The organism is Flagellimonas algicida (assembly GCF_049629585.1).
Taxonomy (GTDB): domain Bacteria; phylum Bacteroidota; class Bacteroidia; order Flavobacteriales; family Flavobacteriaceae; genus Flagellimonas.
On sequence record NZ_JBMYIX010000001.1, the window covers coordinates 1,864,250 to 1,891,038 of the forward strand.

Sequence of the window (26,789 nt, forward strand, 5' to 3'; positions counted from 1 at the left end):
TTCTTATTTTTATGGCCGCAAGTCTATTTTTTTAGCACATGAACTACCTTGAAGCGATTGGGAAATACTTCATCATGATTCGTGAAGTATTTAAAAAGCCTACCAAGTGGCCCATCATGAGGACCCTGATCCTAAAGGAAATCGATGAACTCATCTATGGTTCCATGGGCATCATCATTTTTATTTCCTTCTTTATTGGAGGGGTGGTCACCATACAAACTGCTTTGAACCTGAACAGTCCGTTTTTACCTAAAAGCCTTATTGGATTTGCGACCCGGCAATCTGTGATCTTGGAGTTTGCCCCGACCTTCACCTCCATTATTATGGCCGGTAAAGTGGGTTCCTACATTACTTCGAGTATTGGAACCATGCGGGTCACGGAGCAAATAGATGCTTTGGATGTTATGGGGGTCAATTCCTTGAACTACTTGGTTTTTCCAAAGATCATTGCCATGCTCATGTACCCCTTTGCCGTGGCCATTTCCATGTTTGTGGGTATCTTGGGCGGATGGGTTGCCGCGGTTTTTGGCGGGTATGCCCCCAGTGGTGAGTTCATAAAAGGCCTACAACTGGATTTTGATTCGTTCCATGTTACCTATGCCTTTATAAAGACCATTGTGTTCTCCTTTGTCATTGCCACATTACCATCCTACCATGGTTTTTATATGAAGGGTGGTGCCTTGGAAGTGGGCAAGGCCAGTACCACCTCGTTTGTTTGGACCAGTGTGGTCATTATTATCCTGAATTATGTTCTAACACAATTGCTCCTAGGCTGATGATCGAAGTAGACAACATACACAAATCGTTTGGTGACAACCATGTTCTAAAAGGGATAACCACCCGTTTTGAACAAGGCAAGACCAATCTCATCATTGGGCAAAGTGGTTCCGGAAAAACGGTTTTCCTGAAATGCCTTCTCGGCCTTTTTGAACCCGAAGAGGGGAAAATCTGCTATAATGGGCGTGTCTATTCTGACCTTACCATGAATGAAAAGCGCGATCTTAGACAGGAAATGGGCATGGTGTTCCAAGGAAGCGCCCTGTTCGATTCCATGACCGTGGAAGGCAATGTGATGTTCCCCTTGGAGATGTTTACCAAACAGTCCAAGGCCGAAATGCAGGAGCGTGTGGATTTTGTATTGAAACGGGTAAACCTCATTGACGCCCATACAAGATATCCATCGGAAATATCCGGGGGAATGCAAAAAAGGGTAGCCATTGCCAGAGCCATCGTTATGAACCCCAAATACCTGTTCTGTGATGAGCCCAACTCAGGGTTGGACCCTAAAACGGCTATTCTAATCGACAATCTGATCCAGGAAATCACCCAAGAATACAACATCACCACTATCATAAATACCCATGATATGAACTCGGTCATGGAAATAGGGGAAAAAATCCTTTTTTTGAAGGACGGTTACAAAGAATGGGAAGGCACTAACAAGGAAATCTTCAAAACGGACAACAAGGCGGTCACCAACTTTGTCTACTCCTCAGAACTCTTTAAAAAAGTGCGACAGATGTATTTGGAAGAACGCAACTAGTTCTTCAGATGTCAGACATCTGGTATCGGATATCTGACTCCCACAATCTTAACCTAACCTTAATTTGTGCAGGTGGCTTTTATTGACTGAAAATTACCAACTTTCAAAAAAAACCAACCATGCCTCGTTTCACATTCATTTTTCTAGTCTTTTTATCCGTTTCAATTTCTGTGGCCCAAGACAAGCCCACCATCTATATTGATATTCCCACCCAACAAAAACCTTGGAACCATATTGATTGGAACGCTTCGCCGGAACAATTTCAATTTGCCATCGTTACGGACCGCACTGGGGGACATAGGCCGGGAGTTTTCCCAACAGGCGTAAAAAAGCTCAACCTCTTACAGCCCGAGTTTGTGATGAGCGTTGGCGATTTGATTGAAGGCTATACTCGAGATACGGTACGGCTGAACCAAGAGTGGAAGGAGTTCAATGGTTTTATCTCCCAATTGGAGGCTCCTTTCTTTTATGTGCCGGGTAACCATGACATCACCAACGAGGTCATGGAAAAGAAATGGAAAGAAATGTTCGGGGTATCTTACTACCATTTCGTGTATAAGGATGTTCTCTTTCTCTGCCTGAATTCAGAAGATAATATTCGTGGAGCTGGCAGAGGCACCATAGATGATGAACAGTACGAATACATTAAAAAAGTGCTGGAAGAGAACAAGGATGTAAAATGGACCCTTGCTTTTTTACACCAACCTTTGTGGGTCCAAGAAGATACTAAACGATGGAACGATGTGGAAGAATTGCTTCAGGGCAGACCCCATAACGTATTTGCAGGGCACTACCACCGGTACTGGAAAACACAAAGAAACAATGGAAAATATATAGCTTTGGCCACAACAGGTGGAGGCAGCGCCTTGAGAGGCAAAGCTTATGGTGAATTTGACCATGTGGTCTGGGTCACCATGACCGAGGAAGGCCCTATTCTGGCCAACTTGTTCTTGGATGGCATCTGGGACGAAGATGTGGTTACCGAAGAATTGGTGGACCTCGTCAGCAACCAACCCTTCCCCGTTAAAATAGAGCCGGTTTATGTTGATGACCAACATGCGGAAAATATGGTTGGCAAGGTTAGGGCCACCAACCATTCCGATACTCGGATGCGGGTACGCTTCAAAGGCATTTCCAATGATGATCTATTGTATCAGTTTGAACAGACTGACATCATAGTGGAACCCAACGATGTTACCGTTTTGGATTTGACCATTCAGAATGTTGACCAAAAAACATTGGAGGACCTATCCACCATGCAGATTGAAGTGGATATCACCTACTTATTCGAGGAAAAACCCAATGTGGAATTTTCATCCACTTTAAATTATCTGCCTTTCTACAAATATGCTGTTGGGGAAACCAAAAAAGTGAAGCTGGATGGTAATTTAAAGGAGTGGTCCAAAGCAGATTGGAACTCGGTGAAACAAATGGATGGCGCTCCTTTTGATTTTGATGGTCCATCGGACTTTGAAATGAAATTTGCCACAGCTTACGACGATGACCACTTTTATGTGGCGGTCGACCTCAAGGACAACGACCTTTATATTGATGAAGAAGCCTCCCATTCGGCCCAAGATGCCATTGTGATTGGCCTGGATGCAAGACCTCTCCAAGCAAGTGCCTTTAATGGCGGTTCAGGGAGAGGAAAGGATTGGTTTGCCTTATTAAGAACCTTCAAGGAAAATGACCCTATCTATCGTGAAGATTTACTCCCAGAGGGTGTCAAATCAGTCGTAAAAAAGACCGAAACAGGTGCCCAAATGGAAGTGGCCATCCCAATAGCGTATTTAAATAAGATGTATGGAGGGGAATGGTCATCCTTACGTTTGGGTGTGGGCTATTATGATTTTGACTCGGATGACGAAGGAGCCACTACCCACTATTGGTTTCCTGCATGGAATGGTAAAAATGATGTCCCTGGATCGGGCATGCTGTTCAAAGAGTAGTTTTTAGTCTACCTCTTTGATCACCAAGGTCGAATCTTGGAGTCTCAGCTTCAACCAGGTCAATATTTTCTTGGTGTCCGCCTCCTTTTGGGAGTTTGCCACCGCCTTTTTCCATTGCACCTCAAACACGGGGATGGTATCCAATTTGTTGAAATCTGTCTGTATCTGGTATGAAAAACCAAGCCCTGCTATGTTTTCGTAGTTGGCTTTGGCCTCGGCACTGATTTCTTTAAAGGGAATCTGTTTTCCAACATTTCGGGTCAGACTGGCCACTTCCTCCTCCAATAATCGGATTTGCTCATCCTTGTTCAACAACTCGGCCTTATTTTTTTCGTAGAGCTCACTTACATAATTGAACTTTTCCTGGGAATCGTCCTTACCTCCTTGAATAATGTGCAGCTCGGCATCCTTTAGTCTGGAATATTGACTTTTTTGGGTCCTCCACGTATTCACCACATTTTCCGGAATAAGCTCATCACCCATACAGACCAACTCTATCAACGGCGCCTCCCCGTCATTATACTCCAATTTGGTTAAATTATCCACATACCTTCCTGCGCCATTAAATTGATACACCTCAATGGTCTCCCGCAAAAACTCTTGGGCCTGTTTGGTAAAAAGGGATTCCTGAAATACTTGATAAAAGGTAAATCCTGCTGGAATCATCACCAAAATACCCGTTATGGAAGCCACTCTGGCAATAAACCTTCGTCTTTGCGAATTGGCGTAGCGCACCATTGGAAACCTCAAAAATTTGATGACCAGAAAAGTGGCCAGCCCTATAAATATGGTATTGATGATAAAAAGGTACATGGCCCCTGCGGCATACCAAGGCTTACCGATGGCCAAACCAAAACCTACGGTGCATAAAGGCGGCATAAGGGCGGTTGCAATCGCGACCCCAAATATTACACTGGCTATGGTACCTTTTTTGGCCCGTGCGATGACCAAGGCCAATCCACCAAAGAAGGCAATCAGCACATCGCGAATATCCGGTTTGGTACGGGCCAACAGCTCAGAGGATTCGTCCCGTAGCGGGAAGAGATAGAAAAACAGGAAGGCCGTAATTACACTCAACACCACCATTACAGTGAAATTTTTAAGTGATCTTCGCAGGGTATCAATATCATTAATGGCCAAGGACATGCCCATCCCCAAGATGGGACCCATCAAGGGAGAAATCAACATGGCTCCGATTACCACAGCTGTTGAGTTGGCATTCAACCCGATGGAGGCTATAAAAATGGAACAGATCAAAATCCATGACGTATGCCCCTTAAAGGGGATATCCGCAATAATGGATTCCTTGGTAGCCACGGCATCCGTGTTGGTCCGAATCTCCAAAAGTTCAGACAGAAACTTTCGGACACTTCCCAACAATCCCTTAAAATCCTTTTTTACATCCTCCCCACTGTCATGTTGTGGGGGTGTAGCCCCTGCAAATTGATTTTCGTCCATAAATTATGCAAACTGATCTCCAAACTTGTTCTTGACTTGTTCCAGTACTTTTTTGATGTCCTGTTGTTTCTCTTTGGGATAAATCAACAGTACTTCTTCCTTATCCACTATGATATAATCCTCCAATCCATCAACCACAACAATCTTTCCTTTGGGAGAGCGAATCATATTTCCTTTGGCATTGTCCAAAAGGGTCTTGGCATTGACCACGGCATTGTCAGCATCATCCTTATCCAATTTATCATAGAGCGCACCCCAAGTACCTAGGTCGTTCCAATCAAAAGTGGCCGGTAAAGTATATATGGATTTGGATTGTTCCAAGATAGCATAATCTATGGATATGTTTTCTGCCTTGGCGTAGTTTTCTTGTATAAAATCCCGCTCTAAATTGGTATTGTAAGCAGAAACTCCGTCCGCGAACAGTTTATACTGGTTAGGCTGATATTCCTTAAAGGCATCCACAATGGTTTGCACACTCCACATAAAAATACCGGCGTTCCACAAGAAATTGCCCTGGGCCAAAAATTCCTTGGCCGTTTCATAATCCGGTTTTTCCCTGAATTGGGACACTTTTTTCAGATTTTGGTCACTTCCCTTTTCAAATTCGATATACCCAAAACCGGTGTTTGGAAATGTAGGTTGAATCCCCAAAGTACAGAGTACTTGTTCCTTTTCACATTTTTGAAAGCAGGTAATGACATCCTGTTCAAAGGCCTCTTCATCCTCAATCCAATGGTCACTGGGCGCCACGATCATCACCGCATTGGGGTCCATCTTTTGGATTTTCAAGGAAGCATAGAGTATGCAGGGAGCGGTATTTCGCATGGCAGGTTCCAAAACCACCTGTTCTGGTTTCACCTTTGGTAACTGCTCCAAAACCAAGTCGTTGTATCGCTCGTTGGTCAAGATCAGAATATTTTCGGTAGGTATGAATCTATTCAGGCGATCAAAGGTTTTCTGGATCAAGGTCTTTCCAGAACCCAACATATCATGGAACTGTTTGGGGTGGGCCGTAGTACTCACGGGCCAAAACCGTGACCCTACACCTCCTGCCATTAAAATTGCGTAATAGTTCTGGTTCATTTTAATTTATTTCGCGTTTTCATTTCGAACGTNGGGGTGGGCCGTAGTACTCACGGGCCAAAACCGTGACCCTACACCTCCTGCCATTAAAATTGCGTAATAGTTCTGGTTCATTTTAATTTATTTCGCGTTTTCATTTCGAACGTATGTGAGAAATCTAAGAAACAATCAAATCGAGATTTCTCAATCGCTTTGCTCATTTCGAAATGACGTTACTTTCTTTTATATAAAAAACTCAATTTGGAGTTATTGTTTACCTCTCAACTCCACTCAAGGTGACAATTATTCTACCAATTCCACCTCAGCATTAGGTTGAAACAAATATAATCTGCCCGTGGCTAATTCCACACACTCGTATCGCTTTACTTTTTTCTTTCCCTTTTTATACAGTTTGCCATTGTACAGTCTAAAAACACTACCCATGGGCAGTTCATACACATAGCTATGTTTTCGCTCTTCCATATCAAAAGTCTTAAGGGCAATGGACAAACGGGCATCTGTACTGCTACTGGCCTTTGGGTTTTTAAAGTGGTTGGCAATAATGGGCAACAACTGTGATGGAAACACCTCAGGCCTAATAAAAGGGACCATCAAATGCTGAAAGGTACGTTTCCATTCCTCGCCATGGGGTTTTATTCGGCGACCATACGTTTCAAAGGCGACCAAATGCGCTATCTCGTGGACGAGTGTGATCAGAAACCGGTATTTGTTCAGTGAGGCATTTACGGTAATCTGGTGGAGTCCGTTGGGCATTCTTCGATAATCTCCATGACGGGTAACCCTGTGGCTTACAATTTTAAGATGTACCCCGTGGGTCTTGATCAACTCAAAACAAGGAGTCACAGCTCGTTCCGGTAAATATTTTTGGAGGGTGGTTTCCATCATTCGTCAAACGAAAATAGGCATTCGTCAATTAATGGCATTTTTTATCAAAAGTCTTTTTTACATTTTCATAAAATTAAAACCAATGAAAACCGTTACCTACCTACTAATAAATATCCTACCTCTCATTTTCTTTGCTCAAAAGAACGATAATCTAAATCAAATGCTTTGGCAAAGAGTCCAAAATTGTTCTTCTTTACTTCAAAATATTGATGAAAATGACATTCCAGAATACAACAAGATCGATGATACCAGAAATGGATACCTTAAGGTTTTTGGTGAATATCCCGCATGTGGCTGTACGTGTAGTTCAACAGTTGGAGCATATAAAGATATTAATGGGAACTATACTCTGTTACAAAAAGAAGAATTCTCATGTAAGTGGGAAAAATCAATCTCTTCAAATAAAAGTCTATATGAAGTATTGCCTGAAAATTTCAATATCAATATTTTCTCTACAAATAAAGCAATACCCGAATCCGACCATGCTGTGTTCTTCTTGGACATTGATATTCCAAGAATAGGAACGGACACTAAGCTAACTTTAGACCTTATTCCTTTCGGGATTTTAAAAGAGCAAAAGAATGCTTTGATCACCTTCAATTATTCACAGAATGGTTCAGGAGAAGACAGTCAAAATACCATAACGGATTCTTTTTATAAATTAAAGCTTCTAGCAAATAATATTGTAAACAAGAGCACACTTACCTTCTTATTGAAGAAAGAATATGACCATATCAACAAAGATGACAAAAAGTATATTGAACAAAATATCATTGCAAGTGATTCATGGGGCCATTTTAAATCATTTGACGAACTATCCGAAAAACTAAGGATCATAAAAAACGCCTACGATATCTATTCACAATTAGACTTCATGTCCGTACTAATGAGATGGAATAAAGAAAAGGGAAGGTTCGAAATAAAATCAAAAAATGATAGACCAAAGAAAGTGTCTTTTATAAATTTTATCTTGGAAAATGTTTTTTGGGGTCCAGTCTGCTGAAAAAAACATTGGAGCATTAAAAAATCAAGGGGTGCTATTGCTTACCTGCAACAACTTCCCATTGTACATTTTTTGTCCGTTGAGGGAAAAATCCTTGATGTACGAAGCCATGCCCAATGCGGTCACTGGGGCTTGGTAGCCCGGAAAGGCTTCTTCCAACATCTCGGTCTGCACGGCCCCCAAGGCCAGTACATTAAAACTTGGGCCGGTTTCCTTGAATTCCTCGGCCCAAAGTTCGGTCAGGGTAATGACCGCTCCTTTACTGGAACTATAGGCAGACAATCCGGGAAACTTCACACTGCCCTGTACCCCACCCATTGAACTGATGGTGACCACATGGCCTGTTTTGCCCATATTGGGAAGCACTCTTTTGGTCATCTCGGCCACGCCGAACACGTTTACTTTGTAAACGGCCTCAAATTCTTCCGGAGTGATGTCCAAAAAAGGTTTGTTCAACAGACGTCCGGCATTGTTGATTAGGACGTCCACGGACCCCCACTGTTTCAGGAATTCATCCACTTTATCAAAATCCGAAGGGTTTCCCAAATCAAAAGGGAATGCATGGACATTGGAAAGTTTTAAATCGGTTATGGGTTGGGCATTTCTGGACAATGCCAATACCTGATGCCCTTCTTGGGCAAACAATTTGACCAATTCAAACCCAATTCCCCTACTTGTTCCTGTAATGATGATGTTTGCCATAATTAAACCTTCATTCCCGCGAAGGCGGGAATCCATTACTCATTTAAATACTGTTCATTTAGTCTGACACAAATAGGCATGAAAAACCCAAACCTCGACTTCCATATCCAATTGCCCCACCCACATAACTAAAAATAGATTTCTCACCCCTAAAAGGGGGTTCGAAATGACATTCTATTCTGCTACTTGTATTTCTTGGGTGGGTGCATTGACAATCCCCTCCAAAACAGGGATGGACTTGTTCACCAAGGTTGCCATATGTTCAAAATCCATGATATCTACCTCATCCCCTACTTTGTGATAATGGTCAAAGTTGGTAAAATCAAAGGTGCAAAACGTATGAGAGGGTACTCCAAACTCTTTGTGGAACGGATAATTATCGGACCGTTGAAAGAGATTGTACTCTTTGGCCGTTGGCAAAAACCCAACCAGTTTTTCCTTGGCATAGGTGTTGCATACCTCAGCAAGATTGGAGTTGTCATAACCCGTGATATACATAAAATAATCCTTGTCCACCAAAGGCACACCGGTCATTTCAAAATTGAGCATGGCATACAGGTTCAGATTCTGTTCCTTCAATTTTTTGGCCAGATGTTCAGATCCCAACAGTCCTTTTTCCTCTGCACTGAAGAGTGCAAAAATCAGGCTTCGCTTGTTTCTTTTCTTGGTCCCGAAATATCGGGCCAATTCCATCACGGTAGCCGTTCCCGAGGCATTGTCATTGGCCCCGTTGGCAATCCCATCGCCATTTTCCGGCGCAACGGTCCCTATGTGATCATAATGGGCACCGATCACAATATATTCATTCTTCAATGTAGGGTCATTGCCTTCAACAATTCCAACAATATTATAGGCTGGAGCCTCAAAATTGGCCAAGGTATCGCGATACGATTTAAAATAGGGAGCCACTCCATACGAACCAAAATAATCTTCGATATACTTTGCGGCCATCTCTATCCCTTCGCTTCCAGAATCACGTCCTTTCAACTCATCCGAGGCCATAAAGTTCATAATCGACCCAATCCTGTCGACATTGGAAAAGGTATCCGAGCCATTTTTTGGCGAAGTAGTCAATGGTTCTGCGGATGCTGCTGTGCTTGCCTGCGAGGTAGGGGATACCAAAGTGGTGGTTTCCTGTATCTGGGTAGAACCACAGCTGAGCACCAATAAGGAAGCAAAAGTGTATAAAATGGATTTCATTGTTTTCGTTTTTTGAATTTTCTAAAGATAAAAAAAGCATCCTTAAAAGGATGCTTCTTATCATAGGTATGCTTTTTATTGCTCCAAAAAGGCACTATGCCAACATGGTCACAGGGTTTTCCAAATAAGCCCTCAAGGTTTGAAGGAATTGGGCCCCAGTAGCTCCGTCCACGGTTCTGTGGTCGCAGGCCAAAGTGATCTTCATGGTGCTTCCCGCTACAATCTCCCCATTCTTCACGACGGGTTTATCCACAATGGCCCCAACGGATAAAATGGCCGAATTGGGTTGGTTGATGATAGAGGTAAATTCCAATATTCCGAACATTCCCAAGTTGGAAACGGTAAAGGTGCTCCCTTCCATTTCATCGGGCTTGATCTTCTTGTTACGAGCCCTTCCTGCCAAATCTTTTACGGCAACCCCCAATTGGGTCAATGAAAGCTGATCGGCAAACTTGATCACGGGCACTACAAGACCTTCATCCACCGCTACGGCTACCCCCATATGTACATGGTGTTTGTAAACCGTGGTATCCCCATTCCATGACGTATTTACCTGGGGATGTTTTTTCAAAGCCATGGCACAGGCTTTTAATACCATATCGTTGAACGACACTTTGGTGTCGGGTAGATTGTTGATCTGTGCACGTGATGCCTTGGCATTGTCCATATCCACCTCAATGGTAAGGTAGTAATGTGGTGCAGAGAATTTGGACTCTCCCAAACGCTTGGCAATTACCTTACGCATGGTTGAATTTTTCACTTTCTCCATACTTTCCTCGCCAACGGGCAAACTTATGGGTGCAACAGGCGCGGATGCTTCAGCTGCTTTTTCAACAGCAGGCGCGGCTGTTTTTGAAGGTTGATAGTTTTCCACATCCTTCTTCACAATTCTTCCGCCATCACCGGAACCTTTTACCTGGGCTAGATCAATTCCTTTGTCCCCTGCTATTTTCTTGGCCAATGGAGAAGCAAAAATACGCTGTCCGTTTGGCGTGGCAACCACTTCTTCTTTTGTGGTTTCCTCTGCTTTTGGTTGTTCTTGTTGAGCTTCGGCTTTTGGGGCACTGGCAGTGGTACCTCCACCGGATTGTGCTTTCAATACCGCATCCACATCGGTTCCTTCTGGACCTATAACGGCCAAAAGTGAATCAACCGGGGCTCCTTCCCCTTCTTGAATACCAATATGTAACAAGGTTCCTGAGTAGAAAGACTCAAACTCCATGGTAGCCTTATCGGTTTCGATTTCGGCCAAGATATCACCCTCTTCCACAGTATCACCCACTTTTTTCAACCAACTGGCCACGGTACCTTCCTCCATGGTATCACTCAATCGTGGCATGGTAATGATCTCAACGCCTTCTGGCAGGGCCGCAGGCTCGCTTGCCGTTTGGGCAGGTACAGAGGCCTCAGCTTGCGCTTCAGGAGCTGCCTTTTCTTCTTGTGGAGCGGCACCCCCATTGAGCAGGGCAGAAATGTCCTCACCTTCTTCCCCAATAATGGCTAAAAGTGAATCAACCGGTGCACCATCCCCTTCTTCAATCCCAATATGGAGTAGGGTTCCTTCATGAAAGGATTCAAATTCCATGGTGGCCTTATCTGTTTCTATTTCGGCCAAAATATCGCCTTCTTCCACTTTGTCGCCTACTTTCTTGAGCCACTTTGCCACAGTACCTTCCTCCATGGTATCACTCAATCTGGGCATGTTGATTACTTCTGCCATCTACTTATAATTTATGTTGTAAAAATGGATAGTCTTCCTGTTCGTAAACCATATCGTACAATTGCTCTTTGGGTGGGAAATCTGATTCCTCCGCGAATTTCTCACATTCGGAAACCAAATTCTTCACTCTCTTGTCAATTGCCTTGATCTCATCCTCAGTGGCATATCCTTTTTCAAGAATAACGTCCTTTACCTGGGTTATGGGATCAATTTTTTTGTATTCTTCTACCTCTTCCTTGGTTCTGTAATGTTGTGCATCCGACATGGAATGTCCACGATAACGATACGTTTTCATTTCCAAGAAAGTAGGGCCTCCTCCTGTCCTGGCACGTTCCACTGCTTTGTCCACTTCCTTGGCCACAATGGAAGGATCCATTCCGTCCACAGGACCGCAGGGCATTTCATAGCCCAATCCCAGTTTCCAGATTTCAGTGGAATGCGAGGTTCTGGCCACAGAAGTTCCCATGGCATAACCATTGTTTTCACAGATGAAAACTACGGGCAACTGCCATAACATGGCCAAGTTGAATGCTTCGTGCAAGGAACCTTGACGTACAGCACCATCCCCCATGTAACACAAAGTGACGGAATCCCTATTAAAATATTTATCGCCAAAGGCCAATCCAGCTCCCAAAGGAATCTGACCACCAACAATTCCATGCCCACCATAGAACCGGTGTTCCTTGGAGAAAATGTGCATGGACCCCCCCATACCTTTGGAGGTTCCGGTAACTTTTCCGTATAGCTCCGCCATAACACGTCTTGGATCTACGCCCATACCTATGGGTTGAACGTGGTTACGATACGCGGTGATCATTCTGTCCTTGGTAAGGTCCATAGCGTGCAAAGACCCAGCCAAAACGGCTTCCTGCCCATTGTACAAATGAAGGAATCCGCGAACTTTTTGCTGGATATATACAGCAGCCAATTTGTCCTCGAACTTTCTCCAGAACAACATGTCCTCATACCATTTCAAGTAAACTTCTTTGGTGATTTTTTTCATCAATGATACAATTATGTGAAATTCCCCTGTGGTGGGGAGGAGCAAAAATACATATATATCTGTTTTGGAAAAAGTATTGGTTTAAGAATCGCTCAAAAATGAGCTATTGAAGGCCAACGGCAAAATATCTGTCATGGAAGTACATTTATAAACTGGGCCCTTTTCCGCCTTCATCAAAAGGGTTATGGGCGATTTTTGTTTTTGTTCGTATTCCATGATGGACTGTCTGCAATTACCACATGGGGCAGCAGGCATTTGAAGTATATGGTCTTGGGATGCAGCACTGATGGCCACTGCTTTAAGGGTCACTCCGGGATATCTAGCCCCGGCCTGGAACACCGCAACCCGCTCCGCACACAGACCTGATGGATAGGAAGCATTTTCCTGGTTGTTCCCTATGACCACTTCCCCGTTTTCCAACAAAACAGCCGCTCCCACTTTAAACCTTGAGTACGGCGCATAGGCATTTTCTCGGGCCTGTTCAGCCATGTGCAACAATTTTTGTTCGTTTTGTGACAACTCGGCAGTGTCCTCAAAAACCAAAAGTTCAAATCCTATCTGTGCTTTTTTCATATTGATCCATAGGTGTTTCCCAAAAATAAGAAAACCTGTCCATGGACAGGTTTTTCTTCTATGTTATGTATTGTTGATCAATCATTATAAAACTCTTCCCCAAAATTAAAAGTAAGCGAGAACCGCAATGTGTTTTCCAAAGGGTTCTTCACCTGGGAGGTAGAGAACAAGTATGATAAATCTATTTGTGCTGTTTTAAACTTGAATCCGGCCCCCAACGTAAAAAACTTTCTGGAGCCCTTTTCTTGGCTTTCATTAAAATATCCACTTCGGAGCATAAAAGTTTCCCTAAATCGGTACTCTGCGCCGAGCGCCCAAGTAATTTCCTTGAGCTCTTCGCTAAAACCATCGGGAGCATCCCCAAAAGATTCAAAAATCCCACTGAAGAAACTAATATTCTGATATTCGTCATTATCCTCTGCGGTAATGACACCGTCCCCATTGAAATCCCTAGGAGTGGGCACCAACAGTTTGTTAAACTCTGTGTTCAATGCCAATACATTGTCCTGGTCGAAAATAAAATCGAACCCTCCCCCGAATTTAAGATTGGTGGGCAAAAAGTTTTCCTGACCGCCTTCATCATATTGAAGGGAACCTCCTATATTGGATATATTGAATCCACCTCTCCAACGTCCATCGAAACTTTCATAGGCAATTTCCCTGGAACGGAAAAAACCGGAAACATCGACTGCAAAGGCATTGGCCGCCCGGGAATCTTGCGTACCATCCTGAAACCTGAGATTGGAGCTTATGAACCTCCCCCCCACGGCCATGGAAAACGTCTGGCTGAGTTTCAGGGAATAGGACCCATCAATGGCAAATTCATTGGGCTTTACCAAGGTTGGGTTCTCATCTATGGTTTGCCTGAGCTCTATTTCCCCCAATCCAAAATATCTTATACTGAAGGCAAAGGCACTTCGCTCATTAAGTTTATTGTATAAATTGGCGTTCAAAAGGGATACGTCGTTGACGATGCTTTCCAAATAAGGGGTATAACTGATTCCCACACCTGTTTTTTGGGTCGCAAATGCGTACTTGGCAGGGTTCCATTGTTGTGAATAGGCATCTACTGATGTGGCCACACCCATATCTCCCATACCCGATGCGCGAGCATCCGCAGCTATGGTCAAAAATGGAACGGCCGTAGTGATCACCCTTTCTTGCTGTGCTTTCACACATGGGGCCATAGCAAGCAACACTACCACTATAAGTAACTTTTTCATTCTTGTCTTTTAATGCTTAGAAAAGATTTGAGATTTCCAGCTATTAACATATTACATGTGTAAACGGGTTTTTGACCAAATTCGTGTGATCGTACCCGCTTTTTTTACTTGAACGTTCCACTAAAAGTATACATTAAAGTATTATTAAAGGTCTATGATTGGACAAAACCGTTAAAACTCGGTGGTATCCATACTATTTTGGCAGTGCATGCGTTAAAAAAGTGTAGCAAAGGTGAACAACGCCTTTGTCACAATTATTTTAAGAGCGCAAAATATTATGGCAAAAACATCGTTTTAAGCCATTGTAAGGATTAAAATAATCAAAACCAGTTGAAGTAGCTGAAGGCAAAAAGCCTTAATTTTTAAAGTACTCAAGCCCAAATTATGAAAAAACACTTTATTAAAGTTGTACTTTCTTCCGCCGTTGTGATGGCAAGTTTTTCAAGTTGTAAAAACTCCTCATCCTCTTCAAAGAATGTATCCAGAGCCACGGGATGGAAAATAAATGCCAAGGAAGGAGGTTTTCAATACAATTCGGACTTCAAGGAGCAGGAAACTCCTCCGGGAACCGTATTCGTAGAAGGTGGAACCTTTACCAAAGGAAAGGTACAGGACGATATCATGCATGATTGGAACAATACGCCCACGCAACAGCACGTGCAATCGTTCTACATGGATGAAACCGAGGTGACCAATGTAATGTACCTCGAGTACTTGGATTATCTGAAAGCGGTATACCCTCCGGACAATCCCAACTACGCCAATATCTATAAAGGGGCATTGCCCGATACCTTGGTCTGGAGAAACCGATTGGGCTTTAACGAGACCATGACCAACAACTATCTAAGGCACCCGGCCTATGCCGAGTATCCTGTGGTTGGGGTAAACTGGGTACAGGCTTCCCAATATGCCGAGTGGAGGACCGATAGGGTCAACGAGGTCATGTTGGAACGAGAAGGCTATCTGGCCGAAGATGCCAAGTACAAGGTATTGAACGGTGATATAGGCGGTACGTTCAGCACAGAGGCTTATTTGAACAATCCTGAATCCGTGTACGGTGGCGAAATAGACTCCTTGCAAGGAAAACAAAAACGTGATTCCATCAACGCCTTCGCCAAAAGAAGTAGCGGTGTGATCATGCCCGAGTACAGGCTTCCCACCGAAACTGAATGGGAATATGCCGCACAGGCCCTTGTTGGGACCAGAGAGTACAATAACTACAGAGGTAGAAAAAAATATCCTTGGGAAGGGGACTACACCCGTAACGGTCAGCGTGTAGGTCGTGGAGACCAGTTGGCCAACTTTAAGCAAGGTAAAGGGGATTACGGCGGTATTGCCGGTTGGTCCGATGACGGTGCCGATATCACCGCCCAAGTAAAATCATACAAACCCAACGATTTTGGTCTATACGACATGGCCGGTAACGTAAGCGAGTGGGTTGCCGATGTATATCGTCCCATTGTGGATGACGAAATCAGCGACTTTAACTACTACCGTGGAAACGTGTTCATGAAAAAGGCCATTGGCGAGGATGGAAAAGTGGAGATCCTTGAGGACCAAATCGTATATGACACCTTACCTAATGGTAAAATCGTAGCCGTAAACCTTCCCGGAGAGATCAAGGAAGTACCGGTTGGCGAGGAAGAAACCTATCTAAGGACCAACTTTGACCATAGTGACAACCGTGGTTATCGTGATGGTGACCCAGGTTCTTCACGATTCTTCCAAAGGTTCAGTGATGAATCCGATAACAGAAAAATGTACGATTCACCAAAGCATAAGGTAGAGCGTGATTCCACAGGAAACCTTATCCGTCAGTACGACACCTCCAACTACAGGACTTCATTGATCAATGATGAGGTACGGGTATACAAAGGAGGTTCGTGGAGAGACCGCGCCTTCTGGTTGGATCCCGCACAACGAAGATATTTGCCTCAATATATGGCCACGGACGACATCGGTTTCAGATGTGCCATGTCTAGGGTCGGGTCTAAATCCAAGTCCAAGAACAAGAGTGTGAGGCACAAGAAAGCAAAATAATAATAGCTAGAGTATTTTTAAAAGGCCCTGACGTTTAGTTGGGGCTTTTTTTTATCTTCGATTTATGACAATGAAACAGCTTCACGAGCTCTTTTTGGAGCATCCCGTTATCTGTACCGATACGCGAAAGATTACCAAAGACTGCCTGTTCTTCGCACTCAAGGGACCCAACTTCAACGGCAATGCCTTTGCCAAGGATGCCTTGAAAAAAGGAGCCGCCTACGCCGTGATCGATGAAGAGGAATACAACGCTTCCGGTCAATACATCCTTTGCCAAAATGTACTGGAAACCCTCCAAGAACTGGCCCTGTACCACAGAAGGCAGAGCAAGGCCCGCATCATTGGGCTTACCGGGAGCAATGGCAAGACCACAACCAAGGAGCTTATCAATGCCGTGCTCTCCAAAACGTATAGGACCATTGCCACCCAGGGCAACCTGAACAACCATATTGGCGTGCCCCTCACCCTTTTGTCCATTACGGACGATACGGAAATTGCCATTGTGGAAATGGGGGCCAACCACAAAAAGGAAATCGCTTTTTTGAGCAATATTGCCCAGCCGGATTTTGGCTACATCACCAATTTCGGAAAGGCCCACCTTGAGGGTTTTGGCAGCGTGGAAGGCGTGATCGAGGGAAAAAGTGAACTGTACGACCATTTAATGACCCACGACAAGTACATTTTTATGAATGCCGATGACCCCATACAAGCGGAAAAATTGGCCAGTTACGTAAAAAAAATGGGCTTTAGCACGGAAGACCACCAGTACTACAACATCCAATATGTGGGGGCCAACCCCTATGTGGTCTTGGAGGCCGAAAGCACCCGAATGCAGACCCAACTCATTGGAAAATATAATTTCCCCAACTGCTGTGCCGCCATTGTGATGGGCAAATATTTTAATGTGCCCTTGGAGGACATCAAGGCGGCCTTGGAAGCCTACGCCCCACAGAACAACCGCTCGCAGATCATGGAGAAGAACGGCCACCACATTATTCTGGATGCCTACAACGCCAACCCTACCAGCATGCGGGCCGCATTGGAGAATTTTAACCTGATGGAGGCCCCAAACAAGGTACTGATCATTGGAGATATGTTTGAACTGGGCCAAACGGCTGCGGAAGAACACCAGACCATTGCCGATCTGGCCGCCGGGCTGGATTTTAACGCGGTGTATCTAGTAGGCGAAAACTTCTTTGGGACCACAACCACTTTGAACACCTACCGATCGTTTAATGACCTAAAGCAACATCTGACTAAAAATCCCCTGCCCAAGGGCACCTTGCTGATCAAGGGATCACGGGGCATGGCCTTGGAACGGGTGTTGGAGTTAATTTAAACCGACCGACTATTTGAACTTACATCCCTAACAAATCAAGCAATTCTGACTTTATATAAAACCGATGAACTTTTCTTGGTTTCATTGGATGATTTGGATCATATTTTTCTGTGAAATCAAATTCTATCCTTCCTTTCAAACCCGATAGAGGATATGACCTTAAAACCAAAGTATCCATTGAGCTAATTAACGTTAAAGAGAAATTTGGCTTAACACCATTAAACTTCCTCAACTCATCTTTAAAATAATTACCCTTGTCCTGAAAGTATTCTTTAACTGTTTCGATAGTTGAGATATCATCAATGAAAAGCTGTTCTTCGGTTTCCATATCAAAATAAACAACCTTCTCAAGTAAACTAAAGTCATAATCCGGATAACCTTGAGGGCGATCTTGACTTTTGAAGAAGTCACATGACATCAATGATAAAATTAACAGAAGAACGGCAATTGAATTTCTTGTTATCATTGAATTTTGGATATAAATCAGGATTTACAATCGTTTACTTGAACTTTACCAACACTCTCGTATAACCTCCAGTTATCGGTTTGGTTTACTTTGTTTTTTATATTCCTTTATTATTTCATCATCCCACACTTGAGCTTCTATGTATTTATCGAATCTTAAACTTTCGTGGGTTTGGGATTTTTCTTCTGTTGGAAGTCCATACGCATTGATCAGATCACTGATCTCACTTAACAAAAAAACCTGTCCATTACAATTCTTTCTATACGTTGCCAGTTTTGGTTGGTCATAAAATTGAAATGAAACCATACTGTCAGGATAGGTAAAACTGATTTGGTCAGATCTAAAGTCGGTCAATGGTATTTTTATTACTCCAGGGTTTTCATACCAAGATTTTGCCCAATCGCATTCACCTAAAGTGAAATAGAATGGGTCGTCCCTATTTGGTTTTCCACCTTTAGAGATAAATTGTTCTTTAATTCTTTTCTCCAGCGAAAACCTCAGACCCATATAGTTGTCTGGCCTTTTGCTGTTAAACCCTTTGGATATTTTATTTTGAATGCTTTCCGCTTTTTCCAACCCATGTTCCGTTATATTTCTAAATGGTCCATTGTCACGTTCGTAATAATGGAATAAAAATTTAGGGGTGTTCATATTTTTCTCAAATAAAGCCTAACGCTCTCGGCTATGGGTTTTTGTGTTCTTGCAATGAATTATAGCCTTTGTTGTAAAACGTTTTTTAATTCAGTTTTGCTTTTAATTTGTCCCAAAAGGTGACTTTTTCGTTTGATTCTCCATCTTTTGTGAACTTTATTTTATTCCAATGTTTGTCTAAATCCTTAACTGTTTTTAATTTCAGACCTCTAATATTAATTTCAGCCATTCCAGTTTTTAAATCTTCTGACATCGTTTTATATAGTGCAATATTGTCTTTTTCGATATCGCTTATCTCTACATTTTTAATTTCTGAGCGAAATTCAGTCGAGAGTCTTTTCCATAATTCAGCGTCTTTATAGTCAGAATTATAACAGATTATTGGTTTTTCATTATCCTTTTGGTTCACGAACTGAATAATTTCCGCAAACATTTTGGTTTTCTGTTTTTCGTTTAAGTTCGTATTTGTTAAATCATCAAACTGAATTCTAATTCCATTTATCCACGTAGAATTTAATTCATATTCTTTTCCATTCAGTTTGTATAAAATTCCTTCTCCTCGAAACCCGAATTTAATATGAGAAAAGTCCTTTGTTTTATCTGCAGACATTGTTTTGGTCAAATGTTTTATTGAAATTGCGAATCCGTTTAAAGTTAAAATTTCCTTCTTGTTCTTCGTACTCCGCCCAAAGCATTACATCTCTTGTATCTAAGATTGCGTTGTCAATGAACTTTTTCAGCTTGTTTAAATCTCCATTTGCCAAGAATACGATACATCGAATTACTCGGTCAGTTTTCAGATAATCAGTCTTTAAAATAGCATTGCCCAAGATATCGATCGCTTTATCTGCCGAATCATTGAAATCATGCTTTATTCTCTGTTGTATGTCTTTTTTAAAAAACACTGCTTAATCAAACTTTATTTTGTCGAGACAAGAAGCTCCCTCACATCACATCTAGAAATTCCGCTATTGTTCCAACATCGTTTACTTGAGGTTAAAGTTTATTCAAATCAGTTTTTAAACTTAATTTGATCTTTTGCATTGCGCTTATTGCATTTTCTATTTGACTCCCGTGTTCTGTTCCAAGAAATATTTTTTGAGATGGTAAATATGTGACTTTAACCTTGCTTAGCATTCTATTTAAAATCTCATCTACATCAAGCCCTTGAATTTCCGATTCATCAGGATTAAAGTATTCGAACATAAGATTATCCGACCCCAGTGAATCTTTCAACTCATCATATATTTTTTCTAAACTCTTTATCATTCAATCGTTTATTTGAACTTTACCAACACTCTCAGCTATGGGTTTTTGTATTCTTGCAATGAATTATAGCCTTTGTTAGCTACTGTGCTTTTAGGTGTTACGGTTTATTCGGACAATTAATTGTCTATTCGGACAAATTATGTAAAAGTCGATATTTCCAACTCCATACCTGTGCATATAGTATTTATACGCATAGTAATTCCCTTTTTCATAAAGTAAGTCCTCTAATTCAAATTCTAATTCCTCAAGAGTGCTGTGGGCAAAGTCCAAAAACTTTTTCTCCTGCTTATCAAATGGTGTCTTTTTCCAAAATTCAGTTTCCCAATGACTCCTTAATTCCTCACTTGGATATTTAGTAAAGAATTCCGCTTTTGGATTTTCAAAATATTTTGATGTTTGGTCATCAATTTTGTAAATCCAAATTGAATATCCATCTCCATTAAAAGCTCTTTCGGTTTCGTATTCATAAATCAGTTCGCCATCGTTAAATTCAAATCCAGTCAGTTCGAAATTGTAGTTGCGCTCTTCGGCTTTCTCAATTGGATTCCAAAATAGATTTGAACCTGGCAGTACTTTCCAATAAAAGCCTGGAATCATAATCAGAATTAAAAGTATTGTCGAAAGTCGATAAAATTTCGGTTTGTTTTTTTCCTTTAAGGCTTTAAACATTTTCCACGCCAAAACAGGATAAATAAGAACTATGATTAAAGTTATAAATAGAAATAATAAAATCATCTATGAAGTTTGTTTCGGCATTGTAGCTAACTTGTTTATATAAATATAAAACACATCCATACACCCCAAAATGGAATACAATTAATGTATTTGATCATCGTTTATTTGGTCGAAACAAGAAGCTCCCTCACATTCACATCCAAAACCTCGGCTATCTGAAATAGATTTTCTACCCTCGGTTGCATTTCGTTTCTGCACCATTTTGAAATGGTATTTGTATTCATATCCAATTGTTCAGCCAGCCATTTATTGGTTTTTCCCTTTTCAGCTAAAACCGCTTTAACTCTATTATAAAATGGTTTATCCATAGTAAATGCGATGATTCAACAATAAAAATAACCAAGAGAAATAAATACTGTAAGCATTAAAATATACCTTATTAGGAGTTTTAAAAATCTTTATATAACTTTGATATGCTTTATTGGGAGATAAATAAACTTTTAAAGTTTTTTCTCAGAAATTAAAAACATAATTATGAGCAAAACCTACACCAAATCCGACCTGGAACAGATCATAGGCCTACAGTTGGAGAGCCTCCAGATCCTTCAAAAAGCAATGGACCTCCTACAACTGCGCAACGAGCGTTTGGTACGGGACAACCTAAAACTAAGGAGCAAAATCGCGGAATACGAGTAAAAAAATACCCGAAGGACATCGGGCGGTAACGGCCAAGGGGCCAAAGAAAGTGGGATATACTGGATTCGAACCAGTGACCTCTGCCCTGTCAAGGCAGCGCTCTAAACCAACTGAGCTAATATCCCATTAAAGACTTTTTGGAACCAACTATCCCCATAGCAAGCTAATGGGTATTTGGCTGGTTCTTTTTTTGACCTAAAGGTCAAAAACCTAATTTCTGTTATTTAGATTCCCGTTTTCACGGGAATGACAATTTTATCGGAAACCCCGCAGCAAGCCGCGAGGAATTCTTTTCGATTAAAAAGCGGTGCAATATCGGAAAAATTGTTACCAATCCCCATATTCCGCAGAATTCTTTTGCGTTTCGTGCAGGGTAATGTGCAACAATTGGCCTTGGGCCAGTTTGGGCTTTAAAATATTTTAGATGACTATTTCATAAAATTATTTTATTTGGCAATCCCCCTAAAAGTATCAAAATCGTATAGCTACTGTCCCGTTAGCTATAATTTATATATAGGACCATAGGTATAAAAATACCCCCAAAAGGTTAGGACACAATTTGGGGGAACTTCGTTTTAAGGTGGTTTTTACAACTATATACCACTTGTATAGCAGCCGTTAATTACTGGGGAATGCCCAGATATCATCATCCAACAAATGGCCTCCTTGGGCGTTTATTGCAGCCTCATAGTTCTCTAAATTGGTCTGACGTTCGGAAATAGGATAAAGATATCTTCTGGGTATAACTCCTGAAGGGTTTACACTTGGCACCGCATCTGGATTTGGCAATAGGTCAGGATACCCAGTCCTTCTATAGTCCACCCAGCTCTCGATAGGCGCATTGCCGTATAGAGCAACCCATTTTTCATTTAAAATGGTTTCAATTTTTTCTTCTTGGGTAGCGCCAAAGGCTATAGAATTTACATAAGAGTCTGCATCAGTTTGGGATACGCCCATATAAAGCATATTGGCCACTACCGCTTCCCTTAGTGCTGCAAGGGCATCAATATCAGAACCTCCAGTCCGAACAATTGCTTCTGCTTCTATAAATTTAACTTCCCAATATGAAATTAGTGGAGTAGGAGAAGCTGCTTGTCCCCAAAACAGACCATCTACACCTGCAAAACTTTCACCATCCGCCGTGTACAAGGGTAGTCTTGGATCATTTTTCGCCTCCATTTCAGCATACAAAACTTGGGAAAAGCCTAAGGTGCTGGGCCTATCGTTATCAAATAAAAATAATGGATTGGCATTTTGAGCAGGGGTACTGTAAATAAAATCTGGTTGTTCGGCGGTACTTGAGAAAGCTTGTTGTATTTCACCAAGAGCATTTTGTGCCGCAGATGCATCCACCGTCGTTAAATGAAGGTAATACCTTGCCTTCAATGCGTGGGCCACACCTTCCCAATCAACATTATCAGCAGATCCTGCGCCAGCAAATGCCCCTATGCCAGATACCACTCCTTCCGAAATGGACTCACTAAGTAAAGTTTGGATGACTTGATATAGGGATTCTTGGGAGTCGTATGTGGGTGTTAAGTTTCCCTGATCTCCTGTGAATGCCCCACTATAAGGAACATCGCCCCATGTGCAGGTGGCCACTCCCAAATTTACAGCCATATACAATTTGGCCAAGGCACTTGCCTCCCCTGGGTTATTGTCCATTATCACAAATGCATCTTTCATAGATCCCGCATACAGACCAAAATCCCAAAGATCGTCTGTATCGCTTTCCCCAATGTTATACTGACCATACGCAATCTGTTGTGCATCCAATCCTTCAAATTGCTGCACCACTATTCCAGCAATCCTTCCTCCCAGTGCAACTAAATTGCGGTGTGTCTGGGAAATCATACCTGGATAAATAGCCCCAACGTTGACTTGTTCTGCCGAAGGATTGTCAGGATCTACGTTTACATCAGTTATTTCACACGAAACAAGTGAAATAATAGTTAATAGACAGATTTTTATCGCTATATTTTTCATAACTTTTTTAGAAATTAAGTTGAACATTTAGGCCATAACTTTTGGTGTTTGGCTGGTTAAAATAATCCAGACCAATACCATTTGTGTCCCCTGTCAAATTCGTCTCAGGGTCAATTCCGGGGTAATCCGTGTCAAGCCATAGATTTCTTCCAAACGCAGAAAAAGACAACTCCTCGATTCCTGTATTCTTTAACCATTTTTGGGGCAAACTATAGCTCAAGGTTACTTCCCTTAAGCGTATCCATGAGGCATCAAAGACATTCCCTTCGGCAACATCCCCAAAACCATATCTTCTCCAAAAGTTGTTGTTTTCACTGATTGTTGGGTCTGAATAAGGAACCTCCAAAGTATTGGGTTGCCCTGATGATTCTACCACTCCTTGAAAAACGGTAGTTTGATCTCTTAGTAAGGTTTCTTCTGATACTCCAAAATAATCCAAGATACCCTTGGTGCCATTCCAAACATCACCCCCTTGACGAATATCAAAAAGAACTGACAACCCCAGGTTCTTATACTGGAACGTGTTACCGATACCTGCCAACCAATCTGGAATTGGGTCGCCAATAATACCGTCTTCTGCATCTACAAGAGGATACCCTTCATCATCGATCAGGATTTCACCCGCATCGTTTCTGGCATATCTTTGGCCGAAGATAGCACCATACGATTCTCCAGCAATAGCTCTGGAGCTGGTACTGGAGAAACCATTCAAGGTAATGGATTCGACCCCATCAACCAGTTCCTCGACCACATTCTCGTAGGTTGTCCAGTTTAAATTGATGTTCCACTCAAAATCGTCACTTTTTATAGGAGTGCCTCCCAATGATACTTCATAACCGCTGTTGGTTACAAGGCCAACGTTCTCATACCTGTCAATAAAACCTGAGGAAGGTGCAGCATCAACAAAAATGATCTGATCCTCTGTTTCCTTATCGTAATAGGTGAAATCTAATTTCAACCGACTGTTGAACATATTCAATTCAACACCTAATTCCAATTCGGTTGTTTTCTCAGGGGTCAAGTTTGGATTTCCTGCACGAGCCGATCTTTCAAAAGATGTAGCGTCATACGCAGGGAAAATAACATTCTGTATAAACCCATCCCCACTTACCGTGGTGCCTCCAAAATTGGTGATTGTTGCAAAAACAGGCGCATCATTACCGGCTACACCGTAAGCAGCCCGAACCTTACCATAGTTCATGAAACTTTCTCCCAATAATTCTGAAAAAACAAAACTACCCCCTAAGGAATAGGACTGGAAGGTGTTGTTGTTGACCGGAAGAGTGGAAGACCAGTCATTTCTGAACGAGGGCGTAAGAAACAGCATGTTATCGTAACTTAAGGTAGCAGTTGTAAATGCCCCGATAAGTTTTCTTTTGGTCGACAATTCTTGGGCTTGAGTAGTGCTTACATTTGATAGGTTAAAAAAACCAGGTATGGTCATGCCATCCCCTATAACGGACTGTCTATTGGTTTTGTTATAGTAACCGTCATAACCTATGTTTGCGGACAGTCCAAACTTATCGCTAAAATCATGATTTGCGGTAAGGACAGCATTCCAGTTTACATCTTGGTTGGCAATTACATCATTGATGACCCTACCATTTCCAAAAGAGGCGTCTAATATGTCAAAACCGATTTTTCTAGTGTCCGTATATCTATCAATGGAGCCCGTGGTTGAAAAAGATAACCAATCATTAAGGTTATTAGTCAACCCCAACTTTCCAATAAATCTATTGACATCATCATTGTTTCTGTTACGGGCGACTGCAAAATATGGGCTGTTATATATCCCATCCCTATAACTTCTGTGCCCTGGTAGTTCTGCTCCGGGAATATCATAAAAATACGTAGCTGGGTCGTTGGCCGCGGCTTGACCTTTTTTTCCGTTGCCCATATCAAAAGTCGGCGAATTTCTGAGAAGACCCAACATAATCCCTGAAATGTTAGATCCTCTTTGCACTCGGTTTCCACCAGAGTTGGCATATTGCCCCGAAGCATCGAGAGTCATAGCTTCTGTTAATTTTGCCCTTAAATCCAACCGAAAGGTTTTTCTTTCGAATTTCTCATTTGGTGCAATACCTAGTTGATTTAACCTTCCAATGGAAGCGCGATAATTGATGTTTTCGTTGCCACCGCTTACGGAAAGGTTTACATCGGTCGTAAAACCGGTCTTAAAGAAATCATAATGGTCATAAGCCCTTGCAGAAATTCCATTTCCAGTGCCTGCAGAAACCAACCTACCATTCCTATCAAAGGGGTAGTCTGTTGCCCCGTCAAACTCCAAATCTGCAATTCTTGGGCCCCATGAATCTCCTTCAAAAGTTTCGGGTCCCCTATATTCAAATCCACTACCGTCTGCATTATGACGACCTTGCGCATAAACTTTTTGTAGGGCCGGAACCCTGTTATATTCGGCAAATGAAGTGCTAGTGTTTATTGATACCCTGGTTTTACCGGCCTTTCCTTTTTTGGTCGTGATAAGAACAACACCATTTGCTGCCCGTAAACCATAGAGTGTTTGGGCAGCAATTCCCTTAAGGATGTTCACTGACTCAATATCATTCGAATTTATATCGATGGCACGGTTAGAAAAGTCACTACCTCCCAAGCTTGAGTTGTTGAATGACTGTGTGGCATCTTCAGAAAACGATGAATTGTCTATTGGCACACCATCAACAACAAACAAGGGTGAATTTGATCGGGTAATCGATGTGTTTCCCCTGATTCGGATATTGGCCGACGCCCCTACTGAACCTGAAGATGATGTTACTTGAACCCCAGCGGCTTTTGCGCTTAACGCATTTACCAAGTTGGTCTCTTTAGCCTTTTGTATATCGTCAGACTCAACAGATTGAATAGAATAACTCAAAGATCTTGGCTTGGCCTTTATGCCCTGGGCAGTAACCACAACCTCTTCAAGAGCTTGGGTGTCCTCTTCCATCTGGACATTGATTACATTTTGCGCACCAACTGTGCGCCTTGCGGTTCTTTGTCCCAGATACGTGAATATGAGTGTCTGACCTGTGCTTGCATTAATGGTATAGTTACCATCAAAGTCAGATTGGGTACCATTGGCAGTGTTTTCAACTACAATGTTGACCCCTGGGAGTGTTAATCCATCCTGATCAACTATAGTACCTGTAATTGTTTTTTCTTGGGACCATGCCGATGTCATGAACACTATAAGAAATGCCAATGTCCCAAACAGTCTTGTTACTTTCATAGAGTTAACAGTTTTGTTAGTAGATTTGAGTTAGTGCAACTGAGAAAGGCAGGTGGGAGAATGTTTTGATAGCTAATTCAAATAATATCCTTAGTACGA

24 protein-coding genes and 1 tRNA gene are annotated in these 26,789 nt (G+C 42.2%); 7 read left to right on the top strand and 18 right to left on the bottom strand.

The window, feature by feature from the left end; all coding sequences use genetic code 11:
- Positions 1–38: 38 nt before the first annotated feature.
- From ACPD8L_RS08485 to ACPD8L_RS08495, 3 genes are all read left to right on the top strand, one after another.
- Positions 39–776 carry an MlaE family ABC transporter permease gene (locus tag ACPD8L_RS08485; protein ID WP_116218634.1) on the top strand — a complete coding sequence of 246 codons (738 nt, stop codon included), beginning with the start codon at positions 39–41 and terminating at the stop codon, positions 774–776.
- Positions 776–1,543: an ABC transporter ATP-binding protein gene (locus ACPD8L_RS08490; protein ID WP_423942909.1), complete on the top strand. Its 768-nt coding sequence runs from the start codon at positions 776–778 to the stop codon at positions 1,541–1,543. The genes ACPD8L_RS08485 and ACPD8L_RS08490 overlap by 1 nt, the downstream gene beginning before the upstream one ends.
- Positions 1,544–1,662: 119 nt before the next feature.
- Entirely contained in the window at positions 1,663–3,492 is a 1,830-nt protein-coding gene (locus ACPD8L_RS08495) for a metallophosphoesterase (protein WP_423942910.1), read from the top strand.
- 3 nt (positions 3,493–3,495) lie between these two features.
- Here the strand turns inward: ACPD8L_RS08495 and ACPD8L_RS08500 are convergent, their stop codons facing one another.
- The 3 genes from ACPD8L_RS08500 to ACPD8L_RS08510 all read right to left on the bottom strand — a co-directional run bounded on the left by ACPD8L_RS08500 (position 3,496) and on the right by ACPD8L_RS08510 (position 6,915).
- Positions 3,496–4,950, bottom strand: a complete 1,455-nt coding sequence (locus ACPD8L_RS08500) for a DUF389 domain-containing protein (protein ID WP_293302322.1) — start codon at positions 4,948–4,950, stop codon at positions 3,496–3,498.
- Positions 4,951–4,953: 3 nt separating this feature from the next.
- The gene (locus ACPD8L_RS08505) at positions 4,954–6,033 is read right to left on the bottom strand and encodes a mannose-1-phosphate guanylyltransferase (protein ID WP_421810047.1); all 1,080 of its coding nucleotides are present in this window, start codon (positions 6,031–6,033) and stop codon (positions 4,954–4,956) included.
- 282 nt (positions 6,034–6,315) lie between these two features.
- Positions 6,316–6,915, bottom strand: a complete 600-nt coding sequence (locus ACPD8L_RS08510; RefSeq protein WP_423942984.1) for a SprT-like domain-containing protein — start codon at positions 6,913–6,915, stop codon at positions 6,316–6,318.
- Positions 6,916–7,000: 85 nt separating this feature from the next.
- Here ACPD8L_RS08510 and ACPD8L_RS08515 point away from each other — a divergent pair, with 85 nt between their 5' ends.
- On the top strand, positions 7,001–7,921 hold the full coding sequence (locus tag ACPD8L_RS08515) for a hypothetical protein (protein WP_423942912.1): 921 nt from the start codon (positions 7,001–7,003) through the stop codon (positions 7,919–7,921).
- A 24-nt stretch (positions 7,922–7,945) separates the two neighbouring features.
- On the opposite strand, the gene ACPD8L_RS08520 is transcribed toward ACPD8L_RS08515, so the two are convergent.
- The 6 genes from ACPD8L_RS08520 to porV form a co-directional block, all read right to left on the bottom strand.
- The gene (locus ACPD8L_RS08520) at positions 7,946–8,623 is read right to left on the bottom strand and encodes an SDR family NAD(P)-dependent oxidoreductase (protein WP_293302328.1); all 678 of its coding nucleotides are present in this window, start codon (positions 8,621–8,623) and stop codon (positions 7,946–7,948) included.
- A gap of 174 nt (positions 8,624–8,797) precedes the next feature.
- Positions 8,798–9,823, bottom strand: a complete 1,026-nt coding sequence (locus ACPD8L_RS08525) for a M28 family metallopeptidase (protein ID WP_423942914.1) — start codon at positions 9,821–9,823, stop codon at positions 8,798–8,800.
- 94 nt (positions 9,824–9,917) lie between these two features.
- Positions 9,918–11,543 carry a dihydrolipoamide acetyltransferase family protein gene (locus ACPD8L_RS08530; RefSeq protein ID WP_423942916.1) on the bottom strand — a complete coding sequence of 542 codons (1,626 nt, stop codon included), beginning with the start codon at positions 11,541–11,543 and terminating at the stop codon, positions 9,918–9,920.
- Positions 11,544–11,547: 4 nt separating this feature from the next.
- Positions 11,548–12,546 carry a pyruvate dehydrogenase (acetyl-transferring) E1 component subunit alpha gene (pdhA, locus tag ACPD8L_RS08535; RefSeq protein WP_116218642.1) on the bottom strand — a complete coding sequence of 333 codons (999 nt, stop codon included), beginning with the start codon at positions 12,544–12,546 and terminating at the stop codon, positions 11,548–11,550.
- 81 nt (positions 12,547–12,627) lie between these two features.
- On the bottom strand, positions 12,628–13,119 hold the full coding sequence (gene cdd, locus ACPD8L_RS08540; protein ID WP_423942918.1) for a cytidine deaminase: 492 nt from the start codon (positions 13,117–13,119) through the stop codon (positions 12,628–12,630).
- Between the two features lie 77 nt (positions 13,120–13,196).
- Positions 13,197–14,342, bottom strand: coding sequence for a type IX secretion system outer membrane channel protein PorV (gene porV / locus ACPD8L_RS08545; protein WP_116218644.1), 1,146 nt, complete (start codon positions 14,340–14,342; stop codon positions 13,197–13,199).
- Between the two features lie 384 nt (positions 14,343–14,726).
- Here porV and gldJ point away from each other — a divergent pair, with 384 nt between their 5' ends.
- Both gldJ and ACPD8L_RS08555 read left to right on the top strand, forming a co-directional pair.
- Positions 14,727–16,382 (top strand): gliding motility lipoprotein GldJ, encoded by a 1,656-nt coding sequence (gene gldJ, locus ACPD8L_RS08550; RefSeq protein ID WP_116218645.1) that lies wholly within the window; start codon positions 14,727–14,729, stop codon positions 16,380–16,382.
- A 64-nt stretch (positions 16,383–16,446) separates the two neighbouring features.
- Positions 16,447–17,721, top strand: coding sequence for a UDP-N-acetylmuramoyl-tripeptide--D-alanyl-D-alanine ligase (locus ACPD8L_RS08555; protein WP_423942919.1), 1,275 nt, complete (start codon positions 16,447–16,449; stop codon positions 17,719–17,721).
- Positions 17,722–17,740: 19 nt separating this feature from the next.
- Here ACPD8L_RS08555 and ACPD8L_RS08560 read toward each other — a convergent pair whose 3' ends face one another.
- The 6 genes from ACPD8L_RS08560 to ACPD8L_RS08585 all read right to left on the bottom strand — a co-directional run bounded on the left by ACPD8L_RS08560 (position 17,741) and on the right by ACPD8L_RS08585 (position 21,150).
- On the bottom strand, positions 17,741–18,187 hold the full coding sequence (locus ACPD8L_RS08560; protein WP_423942921.1) for a hypothetical protein: 447 nt from the start codon (positions 18,185–18,187) through the stop codon (positions 17,741–17,743).
- Between the two features lie 72 nt (positions 18,188–18,259).
- Positions 18,260–18,838, bottom strand: coding sequence for a hypothetical protein (locus ACPD8L_RS08565; protein WP_423942922.1), 579 nt, complete (start codon positions 18,836–18,838; stop codon positions 18,260–18,262).
- Positions 18,839–18,923: 85 nt separating this feature from the next.
- On the bottom strand, positions 18,924–19,448 hold the full coding sequence (locus ACPD8L_RS08570; RefSeq protein ID WP_423942924.1) for a hypothetical protein: 525 nt from the start codon (positions 19,446–19,448) through the stop codon (positions 18,924–18,926).
- Positions 19,449–19,834: 386 nt separating this feature from the next.
- Positions 19,835–20,107: a hypothetical protein gene (locus tag ACPD8L_RS08575; RefSeq protein ID WP_423942925.1), complete on the bottom strand. Its 273-nt coding sequence runs from the start codon at positions 20,105–20,107 to the stop codon at positions 19,835–19,837.
- Positions 20,108–20,197: 90 nt separating this feature from the next.
- On the bottom strand, positions 20,198–20,842 hold the full coding sequence (locus ACPD8L_RS08580; protein ID WP_147300867.1) for a hypothetical protein: 645 nt from the start codon (positions 20,840–20,842) through the stop codon (positions 20,198–20,200).
- A 101-nt stretch (positions 20,843–20,943) separates the two neighbouring features.
- Positions 20,944–21,150, bottom strand: coding sequence for a helix-turn-helix transcriptional regulator (locus ACPD8L_RS08585; RefSeq protein WP_116218651.1), 207 nt, complete (start codon positions 21,148–21,150; stop codon positions 20,944–20,946).
- Between the two features lie 166 nt (positions 21,151–21,316).
- Between ACPD8L_RS08585 and ACPD8L_RS08590 the strand changes: the two genes are divergently transcribed.
- Positions 21,317–21,478, top strand: coding sequence for a hypothetical protein (locus ACPD8L_RS08590; protein ID WP_423942928.1), 162 nt, complete (start codon positions 21,317–21,319; stop codon positions 21,476–21,478).
- A 50-nt stretch (positions 21,479–21,528) separates the two neighbouring features.
- On the opposite strand, the gene ACPD8L_RS08595 is transcribed toward ACPD8L_RS08590, so the two are convergent.
- From ACPD8L_RS08595 to ACPD8L_RS08605, 3 genes are all read right to left on the bottom strand, one after another.
- Positions 21,529–21,603 (bottom strand) — tRNA-Val (locus ACPD8L_RS08595).
- 493 nt (positions 21,604–22,096) lie between these two features.
- On the bottom strand, positions 22,097–23,332 hold the full coding sequence (locus tag ACPD8L_RS08600) for a SusD/RagB family nutrient-binding outer membrane lipoprotein (RefSeq protein WP_423942929.1): 1,236 nt from the start codon (positions 23,330–23,332) through the stop codon (positions 22,097–22,099).
- A gap of 139 nt (positions 23,333–23,471) precedes the next feature.
- The gene (locus ACPD8L_RS08605; protein WP_423942930.1) at positions 23,472–26,690 is read right to left on the bottom strand and encodes a SusC/RagA family TonB-linked outer membrane protein; all 3,219 of its coding nucleotides are present in this window, start codon (positions 26,688–26,690) and stop codon (positions 23,472–23,474) included.
- Positions 26,691–26,789: the final 99 nt, after the last annotated feature.